This window comes from Paenirhodobacter hankyongi, from assembly GCF_003664585.1.
Taxonomy (GTDB): Bacteria; Pseudomonadota; Alphaproteobacteria; order Rhodobacterales; family Rhodobacteraceae; genus Rhodobacter; species Rhodobacter hankyongi.
Genome location: NZ_RCHI01000005.1, coordinates 239,321 through 251,511, shown reverse-complemented (window position 1 = coordinate 251,511; position 12,191 = coordinate 239,321). Strand labels below are relative to the sequence as shown.

Genomic DNA, 12,191 nt, shown 5'->3' with positions numbered 1-12,191 from the left:
TGGCAATTTCGCCTCGGCGGATTCGCCCACCCCGCAGAGCGGGAGAGGCATTTTGCACGGCACGGTCGATCGCAGGGGCTGGGACAGGCTTGTTCGTCTGCGCCGCCAGCGCCGGGTGCAGAATGCCTTCGCGCTCGGGCTCACCGTGCTCGGGCCGGTGCTGGCGCTTGGCACCTTCTTCGTGCTTGGCCCGATGGGACAGGGCGCCGATTCGAATGCGCTGCGCCTGACACTGCTTGCCGACTTCATCTATTTCCTGCTGCTCGCCGGGCTGATCGTGATGCGCCTGACGCAGATGATCGCCGCCCGCCGGGCCCGCGCCTCGGGCTCGCGCCTCACGCTGCGGCTGACCGGCGTCTTTGCCGGCATCGCGCTGGTGCCGACGATCCTCGTGGCGCTGTTTGCGGGCCTGACCGTGAACATCGGCCTCGAGGGCTGGTTCTCCGACCGGGTGCGCTCGGTCGTCGGCACCTCGCTTGCCGCCGCCGAAGCCTATCAGGACGAGCACAAGCGCGACATCGTCTCCGATGCCGAGGCGCTCGCAGGCTTTCTGAACCTGCGCCGGCAGGCCGCCACCTTCATGTCGGACGGCGACCTGCGCGAGCTGCTGGTCGCGGGCCAGGCCGGCATCCAGCGCGGGCTGAAGGAAGCCTATGTCATCGACGGCACCGGCGAGATCATCGCCCGCGGCGAGCGCAGCTATCTGTTCGACTTCGAGAAACCTGCGCCCGAGAAGATCGTCGAGGCGCAGAAGGGCGGCACCGTCCTGATCGAGGACTGGCCGAATTCCGAGCTGCGCGCGCTCGTCCGCCTCGATGCCTTCGTCGACCGCTATCTCTACGTCTCGCGCACCGTCGACGGGCAGATCCTGTCGCTGCTCGACAGCACGCGCGAGACCGTGCACCTCTATCAGCAGCTCGAGACCACCCGCGGCCGGCTGCTGTTCGAGTTCGGTCTCGTCTACATCGGCTTTGCGCTGATCCTGATCCTCGCCGCGGTCTGGGTCGGGCTGTGGTTCGCCGAGCGGCTGTCGCGCCCGATCGGGCGGCTTGCCTCGGCCGCCGAGCGGGTCGGCGCCGGCGATCTCGACGCCCGCGTGATCGAGGAGGAGGGCGACGACGAGATCGCCACCCTCGGCACCGTCTTCAACCGCATGACGCGCGAGCTGAAGGGCCAGCGCGAGGCGCTGATCGCCTCGCATCTGAAGACCGAGGAGCGCCGCCGGCTGTTCGATTCGGTGCTGAGCTCGGTCACCTCGGGGGTGATCGGTCTCGATGCCGACGGCCGGCTCGACTTCCTCAACCGCTCGGCCATGCGCCTGCTCGAATTGGCCCCGGGTCAGGAACATGACCGCGACCTGGCCGAGGCGGTTCCGGAATTTGCGGGTCTTTTCCAGCGCTTGCAGGACGGTTTTCACGCAGTTGTGCAAGAGGAGATCCGGATCTCGCGCGGCGGACGGCTGGAAAGCCTGCTGGTGCGCATGGCGGTGCGCAGCGGCGAGGACGGCCAGCGCGAGGGCTATGTGGTGGCCTTCGACGACGTGACCGAGCTGGTCTCGGCGCAGCGCATGGCCGCCTGGGGCGACGTCGCGCGCCGCATCGCGCACGAGATCAAGAACCCGCTCACCCCGATCCAGCTCTCTGCCGAGCGGATCAAGCGCAAGTATTCGCGCCTCGTCTCGGGCGAGGATCTGGAGACGCTCGAACAGCTGACCGGGGTGATCGTGCGGCAGACGAATGACCTGCGCCGCATCGTCGACGAATTCTCGCGCTTTGCCCGGATGCCCGAGCCCGACCGGCGCGACCACGATCTTGCCCGGCTGATGCGCGATGCGGTGGTGCTGCAGGAGGGCGCGCTGCACGGGGCGAAGCTCGTCTCCGACCTGCCCGCCGCTCCGGTGGTGGTGGAGCTCGACGCGACGATGATCTCGCAGGCGGTGACCAACCTCATCAAGAACGCCGGCGAGGCGATCGAGAGCCTCGCCGAGAAGGGCGCGCCCGAGGGCTGGATGCCCGAGGTGCGGGTCGCGATGGAGGCGGCGCCCGACGCCGTCACCATCCGCATCACGGACAACGGCATCGGCCTGCCACCCGACCGCTCGCGGCTGTTCGAGCCCTATGTGACGACGCGGGCGAAGGGCACCGGGCTTGGCCTGCCGATCGTCAAGAAGATCATCGAGGAACATGGCGGCACGCTGGTGCTGACCGATGCGCCGGCCTTCGCCGAGGGCGCGCATCGTGGCGCGCTCGCCGAAATCAGACTGCCGCGGGCCCGGGCGGGCCAGCGCGCCATCAAGGACAGTGGGACCCATGAGTGACATTCTGATCGTCGACGACGAGAAGGACATCCGCGAACTGATCGCCGACATCCTGAAGGACGAGGGCTATGCCACCCGTCTGGCGGCCAATTCCGACGAGTGCATGGAGCAGATCAACGCCGAGGCGCCGGCGCTGATGATCCTCGACATCTGGCTGAAGGACAGCCGGATGGACGGCATCGACATCCTGAAGACGGTGAAGCGCGACAACCCCGATATCCCGATCATCATCATCTCGGGCCACGGCAACATCGAGATCGCCGTCGCCGCGATCAAGCAGGGCGCCTATGACTTCATCGAGAAGCCGTTCAACATCGATCAGCTGATGGTGGTGATCGGCCGCGCGATGGAAACCGCCCGGCTGCGGCGCGAGAACTCCTCGCTGCGCCGGCGCGACCTGCATTCGGGCGAGATGCTCGGCGCCTCGGCCGCCTTCCGCAAGCTCAAGGACCAGCTTGACAAGGTGACGAAGTCGAACGGCCGGGTGATGCTGACCGGCGAGCCGGGCTCGGGCAAGGAGACCGCGGCGCGCTTCGTGCATCAGCACTCGAACCGCGCCGCGGCGCCCTTCGTCACGGTCAACTCGGCCTCGATCGCGGCCGAGCGGATGGAAGAGGTGCTCTTCGGCCGCGAGACCTCGGAGCGCGGCATCGAGAAGGGGCTGCTCGAACAGGCGCATGGCGGGGTGATCTATTTCGACGAGGTGGCCGAGATGCCGCCGGGCACGCAATCGAAGATCCTGCGGGTGCTGACCGAACAGCAGTTCACCCGGGTGGGCGGTGCCGACAAGGTGCGGGTCGACCTGCGGGTGATCTCCTCGACGACGCGCGACCTGCCCGCCGAGATCGCCGCCGGCCGCTTCCGCCAGGAGCTGTTCGACCGGCTCAACGTGGTGCCGATCGCGGTGCCGCCGCTGAGCGAACGGCGCGAGGACATCCCGCTGCTCGCCCGCCATTTCATCGAGGCCTTCAACCGCACCCAGGGCCTGCCCGCGCGCGAGATCTCGGACGAGGCGGGGGCGGCGCTGCAGACGATGGACTGGCCGGGCAACATCCGCCAGCTGCGCAACATCGTCGAGCGGGTGCTGATCCTCGGCGAGGGCACCGGCCCGATCGAGGCGCGCGAGCTGCCGGGCGAGGGCGGCCCGGCCGAGGAGGGGCGGATCGTGCTTGGTGGTGCACTTGCCACGCTGCCGCTGCGCGAGGCACGCGAACTCTTCGAGCGCGAATACCTGCTCACCCAGATCAACCGCTTCGGCGGCAATATCTCGCGCACCGCGGCCTTCGTCGGCATGGAACGCTCGGCGCTGCATCGCAAGCTGAAGTCTCTGGGCGTCGTCACCTCGGCCAAGGCCGGCGGGCGCGTCGCCCATCTCGAGGAGGACGACGAGGACGAGGACGACCTCTGAGCCGCGCGCGGGCCGTGGGCGCGGATCGCCTCCGGCGGGAGTATTCGGGCCAGGAAAAACCGGGGCAAGGTCTTTCGGACCTTCGGCTTTTCCCTGTGCAAATGCTCCCCGCGGAGCGGCCGCAGCCGGGGCGGGGCGCGGTTCCCGGGCGCCGTGATTGACCGCCGCGGGCTGCGCGCATACAACAGCCAGACGGCCAGTCGGAGGACGGAATGAAGGTCATCATCTGCGGTGCGGGACAGGTCGGCTGGCAGATCGCGCGCCATCTGGCGGGCGAGCGCAACGACGTCACCATCGTCGACAGCAACGCCGAGCTGGTGCGCCGCGCCTCGGACACGCTGGATGTGCAGGGCGTCGCGGGCTTTGCCTCGCATCCGGACGTTCTGGAAAAGGCCGGCGCGCGCGATTGCGACCTGATCATTGCCGCCACCCATTCGGACGAGGTCAACATGGTGACCTGCCAGGTGGCGCAATCGGTCTTCGGCGTCACCCGCAAGATCGCCCGGATCCGCGCGCAGACCTATCTGGCGCCGCAATATGCCGATCTCTACCGCCGCGACCATCTGCCGATCGACGTCGTCATCAGCCCGGAACGCGAAGTGGCCGAGGCCGCGCTGCAGCGGCTGAACGCGCCCGCGACCTTCGACACCGAAAGCTTCCTCAACGGCGGGGTGCAGCTTCTGGGCATCGTCCTTGAGGAGGACTGCCCGGTGCTGAACACGCCGCTGCGCCAGCTCACCGACCTGTTCTCGACCTTGCGCGCGCTGGTCGTGGGCGTGCGGCGCGAGGGCCGGCTGTTCGCGCCCGAGCCGGGCGATCAGCTCTTCGTCGAGGACCAGATCTATGTCTTCGCCTTCACCGAGGACGTGAACCGCACGCTGGAAATCTTTGGCAAGGCGACGAAAAAGCAGGAACGCATCGTCATCATCGGCGGCGGCAACGTGGGCCTTGGCGTCGCCCGCGCGCTCGAGGCGCGCTCGGACCGTGTGCGGGCGAAGATCATCGAGAAGAACCGCGCCAATGCCGAACGCGCCGCCGACATGCTCGAGCGCACGATCGTGCTGAACGGCGACGGGATGAGCGCGGAGATCCTCGAGGAGGCGAACATCGACCGCGCCGACGCGGTCTTGGTGGTCACCGACGACGACAAGACCAACATCCTGGCCGCGGTGCGGGCGAAGCAGGCGGGCTGCAAGATGGCGATCTCGCTCGTCAACGACCCGACGATGGTGCCGCTGATGGCGCCGCTCGACATCGACGCCTACATCAACCCGCGCGCCACCACCGTCAGCTCGATCCTGCGCCACATCCGCCACGGCCGGGTGCGGGCGATCTATTCGATCGGCGATGCCGAGGCCGAGGTGATCGAGGCGCAGGTGCTGGGCACCTCGCCGATCGCCGGGCGGCTGCTGCGCGACATCGACTTCCCCGAGGGCGTGCTGATGGGGGCGCTGATGAAGGGCGACCGCATCCTCAAGCCGGGCGGTGACACCAAGGTCGACGAGGGCGATGTCATCGTGCTCTTCGCGCTTGCGGCGGACGTTCCGGTGGTGGAGCGCCTGCTGCAGGTCTCGATCGACTTCTTCTGAGGCGGCGCGATGCTGCAGAAGCTGCGCCATGTCCCGCTCTTCGTCTTCCTGATCGCGATCGCGGCGGCGGCGATGCTGATCCCCGCGACCCATGCCTTCGTGCTGCGCAATTATGCGGTCTCGCGCGCCTTCTTCTATTCCGGCATCCTGTTCCTGATGCTGAGCGGGCTGCTGGCGCTCGCCACCGCCTCGAACCCGAAGCAGCATCAGGGGCGCACGCATCTGCTGACCATGCTCGCGGCCTTCACCCTGCTGCCGGTGGTGCTGGCGGTGCCATTCAACGAATCGGTGCGCGACACCGGGCTTTACAACTCGTGGTGGGAGATGGTCTCGTCGCTGACCACGACCGGCGCGACGCTCTATGTGCCCGACCGCCTGGCGCCCAGCCTGCATCTGTGGCGCGCTCTGGTGGGCTGGATGGGCGGCTTCTTCATGCTGGTGATGGCGATTGCGGTGCTCGCCCCGCTGCGGCTTGGCGGATTCGAGATCTTCGTCGCCGGCAACAGCACCGGGGGCGAGGCGCCGTCCTTCCTGCGCGACGGCGCGGCCGAGCCGGGCGAGCGCGTGGTGCATTATGCGAGCGTGCTCGCGCCGGCCTATGCCGGGCTCACCGCGCTGCTGTGGCTGCTGCTGATGATGGCGGGCGATGATTCCCTCGTGGCGCTGTGCCATGCGATGTCGACGCTGGCCACGTCGGGGATCTCGCCCTTGACCGGCGTCGCCGGGGCGCCCGCGGGGCTGGTGGGCGAGATGCTGATCTTCCTCTTCCTGATCCCGGCGCTGTCGCGCCGGCTCTGGCCGGGCGGCGGCGAGCTGCGGGCGTCGGAGAAGCTGCGCGACGACCCCGAGCTGTGGCTGGCCGCGGTGCTGGTGGGGATGGTCGCGGCCTTCCTGCTGTTGCGCCACTGGATCGCCGCGCTCGATGTCGAGACCCCCACGGCCTTCGGCCCGGTGCTGCAATCGCTCTGGGGCAGCCTCTTCACCGCGCTCTCCTTCCTGACCACCACGGGCTTCGAAAGCGCGAGCTGGGACGATGCGCGGCACTGGTCGGGGCTGGGCACGCCCGGTCTGATCCTCGCCGGGCTGGCGATCACCGGCGGCGGCATCGCCACCACGGCGGGGGGCGTGCGGCTGCTGCGCGTCTATGCGCTGCTGCGCCATGGCGAGCGCGAGCTGAACAAGCTCGTCCACCCGACCTCGATCGCCGGCGGCGGCCCGACCGCGCGCAAGCTGCGCCGCGAGGGCGCCTATATCGCCTGGATCTTCTTCATGCTCTTCGCGATGTCGATCGCGGTGGTGATGATGGCGGTGTCGCTGACCGGGCTGGCCTTCGAGCCGGCAACCATCATGTCGATCGCGGCGCTGTCGAACACCGGCCCGCTGGCGGCCTTTGCCGCCGACACGCCGCTGAGCTGGGCGGAACTCGGCGATGCGACGAAATTCGTGCTGGCCGCGGCGATGGTGCTTGGCCGGCTCGAAACCCTCGCGATCATTGCGCTATTCAACCCCGAGTTCTGGCGCGGCTGACCCGGCTGCGAGCGCTATCTTTTCCGCGCACGGGGTAACGGGCTGTTTTTGGGGGTGGAATCTCCCCCACTCTTGCGCATACTGATTCCCACGGACGCAGCAACGCGGCCGGCGCGCGACAAAAACACGAAGGCATAATAAAAAATGGCTGCCGACAAACAGAACCTGCAGGACGCATTCCTCAACCACGTCCGCAAGACGAAGGTTCCGGTCACGATCTTCCTCATCAACGGGGTCAAACTGCAGGGCGTGATCACCTGGTTCGACAACTTCTGCGTGCTGCTGCGCCGTGACGGCCAGAGCCAGCTTGTCTACAAGCACGCGATCTCGACGATCATGCCGGGTCAGCCGATTTCTCTGTACGAGGGCGAAGACTGAGCGATCCCGTCCTGTCGCAGGCCCGGCCCACGCGGGCCTGGGTCCTGCATCCCGATCTGAAGACGGCCGATGCCCGCCGTCTGCCGGAGCACCGCCTCGCCGAGGCGGTTTCGCTTGCGGCGGCCCTGCCGAACCTCGAGGTTGTCGGCGCCGAGGTCGTGCGCCTTCCGAAACCAAATCCCGGCCATCTGTTCGGCACCGGCAAGCTTGCCGAGCTGAAGGAGCGCCTGCACGAGGCCGAGGTCGATCTCGTCCTCGTCGACGGTCCGGTGACGCCGGTGCAGCAGCGCAACCTCGAGAAGGACTGGGGAGTGAAGCTCCTCGACCGGACCGGGCTGATCCTCGAGATCTTCGCCGACCGTGCCCGCACCCGCGAGGGCGTGCTGCAGGTCGAGCTTGCCGCGCTCAGCTATCAGCGCACGCGGCTGGTGCGCGCCTGGACCCACCTCGAGCGGCAGCGCGGCGGCTTCGGCTTTGTCGGCGGCCCCGGCGAGACGCAGATCGAGGCCGACCGGCGCGCGATCGACGAGCAGGTCATCAAGATCCACCGTCAGCTTGCCAAGGTGGTGAAGACGCGCGAGCTGCACCGCGCCGCACGGCGCAAGGTGCCGTTCCCGATCGTCGCGCTCGTTGGCTATACCAACGCCGGGAAATCCACGCTCTTCAACCGGATGACCGGGGCGGACGTGCTGGCCAAGGACATGCTCTTCGCCACGCTCGACCCGACGATGCGCGGCATCACGCTGCCCTCCGGGCGCAAGGTGATCCTGTCGGACACGGTGGGCTTCATCTCGGATCTGCCGCACGAACTCGTCGCCGCCTTCCGCGCCACGCTCGAGGAGGTGCTCGAGGCCGATCTGATCCTGCACGTGCGCGACATCGCCCACCCCGAGACCGAGGAACAGGCGGCCGATGTCGGCGAGATCCTCGAAAGCCTCGGTGTGGCCGAGGACGTGCCGCTGATCGAGGTCTGGAACAAGATCGACGCACTGACCGAGGAGACCCGCGCGGCGCTTCTGGTGCAGGATGCGCGGCGCGGCGACGTGCAGGCGGTCTCGGCGCTGACCGGCGAGGGCTTCGAGCCGCTGCTCGCGGCGATCGAGACCCGGCTGGGCGAGGAGCGTCACGACGAGGCGCTGCACCTGGGCTTCGATCAGGGCCGCGCCCGCGCCTGGCTGCACGAGCAGAACGTCGTGCGCGGCGAGCGCGAGACGAAGGACGGCTGGGACCTTGACGTGAACTGGTCGACGAGCCAGCGGCACCGCTTCCGCGCGCTCTGAGCGCGGGCGCCGCCTCCGGCCGGGGCCTCCGGCGGGCGTCTTCGGACAAGGAAAAGCCGCGGCACGGGATCCCTGTGCCGCGGCTTTTGTCTTGCCCGGGGGCTTACTTGTCGTCGGGTGCGGCGGGTTCGAGCCGGGTGATGCCGGCGGCCGCGGCGCGGGCGAGGTCCGGGTCGAGCGACATCGGGATATATTCGCCGCGCCGCCACAGCTCCGACAGGTCGTCGTAATGGCGGCTGAGCGGGTGCCCCGACTGGCCGGTGGCGATGATGAAGACCGAGCTGTCGGGATCGGCGAAATCATAGACGCCGCGATAGCCCGCGCCGTTCACATTGGCGAAGGGGTTCGCGCCCGTGCCCGAGGTCAGGCCGCGGTTCAGGGTGAAATCGCCGCCCGAGGTCGATTGCCGGATGTTCATCAGCCAGTTCAGGATCGGCGTCTTGCCGAGCACGGCGTGATCGTGCAGCGCCTCATGCGCGTCGCCCCAGCGCCAGCTTTCGATATTGGGCCCGTATTTCGCCTTCAGCTCCAGGAGCGCCTCGTCGAGCGAGATCCGCGCGATGTCGGTGCAGGTCTCGACCGGGGCCGATTGCATCACGTCGCACCAGCGGCTGGCGCCCTCGGTGTTGCGGAAGACGCGCTCGATGAAGAGCGGCTCGAGATGGGTGAATTCCGTGGCGAGCGGGCCGAGCTCGTCGCGGATCAGCCGGTTCTGCAGATGGCGCATCCAGGCGGCATAGATCAGCGGCTCGGGCAGGTGCTCGTTCATGTCGCCATCCCAGGCGGCGAGCAGCTCGAGCGCGCGCTGGCGCAGCCGTTCGGGCGTGCCCTCGGGCGCGGCCTCGCCGGTGAACCACAGGTCCTTGCCGACCAGCGGCAGCAGGTTGCGCGCGGCGGGCGAGACGGTGTCAAGCTGAGCCGAGATGAAGCTTTCGCGCGAATGCACCTCGCGCTCGCCCATCAGCCGCGTCAGGCGCAGCACGCGCTGGCTGTCGCCCCAGTCGAAGCTGACGTTGTAGGGGAAGGGGCGGTCGATCATCTTGTTGTTGGTGTTGATGACGATGCCGCCCTCGGGGTTCAGGAAGCGCGGGTTGTCGGCATAGGGCAGACGGCCCTGCCAGCGGTTCACCGTCTCCCAGCCCGGCGAGGGCATGCGGCCCTGCGTGGTGTGGCCCGGATCGCGGGCCGGGATCGCGCCGATCGTCACCATGCCGACGCCCTTTTCATCGGCGAGGATCAGGTTCTCGGCCGGCGCGATGTAGCGCTCGCCCGCCGTCACCGCCGCCTCGACCGAGCCCGCCTGCATCAGCGCGAGCCCCGCGCTCATCGAGGTGTCGGCGGGGTCGAGTGCGGTCCAGTTCAGCGAGACGACATCGCCCGGCGGGGTGATCGCGGCGAGGTTGAAATGACCCGCGGGCAGCACCGGGCCGTTGTCGGTCCAGCGCAGGGTGATGGTGACGGGCTGGGCATCCTTGACCTCGATGATCGCGTGGCGGGTGTCGAAGGCCTTCCAGCCGTCGGGCGTGCGGTAGCGCTCGGGATCGGCGGGGTTCAACTCCTCGATATGCAGGTCCTGATCGTCGACATGGGCCGAGGTGATGCCCCAGCCGAGCCGTGGGTTGCGCCCGCTCAGCACCAGCGGAATGCCCGGGATGGTGGCGCCGATGACGCCGCCGCTGCGCAGCTCGAGGCGCGCGAGATACCACCACGACGGCGCGGTGAAGGCCATGTGCGGGTCGTTCGCCAGCAGCGTACCGCCCGCGGCCGAGCGGCGCGGCGCGGCGGCGGCGGCATTCGAGGCGCCGGCGAAGTCGCGCGGCGGGAAGGGCGACATCGCACCCTCGGCATCGGCGAGCTTCACGCCGGGGGTCAGCCCGGGGAAGAGGCTTGCATAATCAGGCAGCGCCGCGGTGCCTGCGCCCGGCACGTCGGGCAGGATGTCCTTGACCCAGTTCTGGCCCAGCATCGAGACGCGCGCGCGCAGCACTTCGGTCTGCACCTGGCTTGCGGTCTCGGCGGCCAGAAGCTTGAGGATGGCGATGGAATCGGCCGGCGTCCAATAGGCGATATCGGCCTTGAACAGGAAGAACTCGGGCGCGCCGCGACCAAGCGCCCCCTCGTTCACCTCCTCGATCCAGGCGTTGACGCCGCGCGCATAGGCCTCGAGCGCGGCCTTCGTCTCTTCGTCCTGCGCCGCCACCGATTTCACCGCCGCCCCGTAAAGGTCGAGACGGCGCATCAGCTCGTCGGTCTTCAGCGTCTCGGCCCCGAAGACCTCGCTCAGCCGGCCCTGCACGGTGCGGCGCAGCACGGTCATCTGCCACAGCCGGTCCTGCGCATGGGCAAGGCCGAGGGCGAAGAACACGTCGGCATCGGTCTTGCCGAAGATATGCGGCACGTCCTCGGTCGAGCGCACGATTTCGACCGGGGCCGAGATGCCCGCGACGCTGTAGGTCGCGTTGTAATCGGGCAGCGAGCGCGAGGCGAAATACCACGCCCCGAGCCCCACCAGAACCAGCGCCACGAGCGCCAGCGTGACAAGGCGGACCATCCAGCGAAACAGGGTGAACATCGGCAGGCTCGGCGGCTGAGGGAGGGGGCGTCGGTTGACGGGGCGGGACGAGAGGTTACTAAGTCAGGCAGGACCAATGATCAACGCGCGTTTCGCGCAAGAAAGCGGGAGCAGACCCATGGCGAAGGTGGCATTTCTGGGGCTCGGGGTGATGGGCTTTCCGATGGCGGGGCATCTGGCCGCGAAAGGACACGAGGTGACGGTCTACAACCGCACCCCGGCCAAGGCCGAGGCCTGGGTCGCGCGCCATGGCGGGCGAGCCGCCCCCACGCCGGCCGCCGCCGCCGAGGGCGCCGATTTCGTCATGGCCTGCGTCGGCAATGACGACGATCTGCGCGCCGTCTGTCTGGGCGACGAGGGCGCCTTTGCGGGCATGGGCCAGGATGCGATCTTCGTCGATCACACCACGGTCTCGGCCAAGGTCACGCGCGAACTCTCGGCGCTGGCCGCACCGATGGGCCTTGGCTTTGTCGATGCGCCGGTCTCGGGCGGGCAGGCGGGCGCCGAGAACGGCGTGCTGACGGTGATGTGCGGCGGCTCCGAGGCCGATTATGCCGCGGCCGAGCCGGTGATCGCGGCCTATGCCAAGGCCTGCCGGCGGATGGGCGAGACGGGGGCCGGGCAGCTGACCAAGATGTGCAACCAGATCGCCATCGCGGGCCTCGTGCAGGGCCTCTCCGAGGCGCTGCATTTCGCCGAGAAGGCGGGGCTGCCGATCTCGGACGTGGTCGAGGCGATCAGCCAGGGCGCGGCGGGCAGCTGGCAGATGTCGAACCGCTACCAGACGATGGAGGCGGGGAAATTCGACTTCGGTTTCGCCGTCGACTGGATGCGCAAGGATCTGGGGATCTGCCTCGCCACCGCCGACGAGACCGGGGCAAGCCTGCCGGTCACCGCGCTCGTCGATCAGTTCTACAAGGAGGTGCAGGCCATGGGCGGCGGTCGCTGGGACACCTCGAGCCTGATCGCGCGGCTGCGCAAGCTGGGCTGAGACACAGCAGGCCCCGCCGGGATGCCGGCGGGGCCTCTGGCCGTCGGGCCTGCGCGGAAGGGGTTCGGGGCAGGGCGCGCGACGGTCTTTCGTGACGGCGAAGATCCCCGGGGAAGGGGCCGTGATCCG

Annotated in this window: 8 protein-coding genes; 7 read left to right on the top strand and 1 reads right to left on the bottom strand. The window is 68.6% G+C overall.

From position 1 onward, the window contains the following. Positions 1–52: 52 nt before the first annotated feature. The 6 genes from DYS74_RS07590 (at position 53) to hflX (ending at position 8,499) form a co-directional block, all read left to right on the top strand. Positions 53–2,317, top strand: coding sequence for a sensor histidine kinase NtrY-like (locus DYS74_RS07590; RefSeq protein ID WP_121532462.1), 2,265 nt, complete (start codon positions 53–55; stop codon positions 2,315–2,317). Beyond that, positions 2,310–3,725 carry a nitrogen assimilation response regulator NtrX gene (ntrX, locus tag DYS74_RS07585; protein ID WP_121532460.1) on the top strand — a complete coding sequence of 472 codons (1,416 nt, stop codon included), beginning with the start codon at positions 2,310–2,312 and terminating at the stop codon, positions 3,723–3,725. The genes DYS74_RS07590 and ntrX overlap by 8 nt, the downstream gene beginning before the upstream one ends. A gap of 212 nt (positions 3,726–3,937) precedes the next feature. Next, on the top strand, positions 3,938–5,314 hold the full coding sequence (gene trkA, locus DYS74_RS07580) for a Trk system potassium transporter TrkA (RefSeq protein ID WP_121532458.1): 1,377 nt from the start codon (positions 3,938–3,940) through the stop codon (positions 5,312–5,314). 9 nt (positions 5,315–5,323) lie between these two features. After that, a complete protein-coding gene (locus tag DYS74_RS07575) occupies positions 5,324–6,841 on the top strand; it encodes a TrkH family potassium uptake protein (protein ID WP_121532456.1) in 1,518 nt (505 codons plus the stop codon). 144 nt (positions 6,842–6,985) lie between these two features. Beyond that, on the top strand, positions 6,986–7,219 hold the full coding sequence (hfq, locus tag DYS74_RS07570; protein WP_107323454.1) for an RNA chaperone Hfq: 234 nt from the start codon (positions 6,986–6,988) through the stop codon (positions 7,217–7,219). After that, a complete protein-coding gene (gene hflX / locus DYS74_RS07565) occupies positions 7,216–8,499 on the top strand; it encodes a GTPase HflX (RefSeq protein WP_121532454.1) in 1,284 nt (427 codons plus the stop codon). The genes hfq and hflX overlap by 4 nt, the downstream gene beginning before the upstream one ends. A gap of 103 nt (positions 8,500–8,602) precedes the next feature. On the opposite strand, the gene DYS74_RS07560 is transcribed toward hflX, so the two are convergent. Continuing rightward, on the bottom strand, positions 8,603–11,071 hold the full coding sequence (locus DYS74_RS07560; protein WP_121532452.1) for a penicillin acylase family protein: 2,469 nt from the start codon (positions 11,069–11,071) through the stop codon (positions 8,603–8,605). Between the two features lie 118 nt (positions 11,072–11,189). Here DYS74_RS07560 and DYS74_RS07555 point away from each other — a divergent pair, with 118 nt between their 5' ends. Beyond that, entirely contained in the window at positions 11,190–12,062 is an 873-nt protein-coding gene (locus DYS74_RS07555; protein WP_121532450.1) for an NAD(P)-dependent oxidoreductase, read from the top strand. The last annotated feature ends 129 nt before the right edge of the window (positions 12,063–12,191 follow it).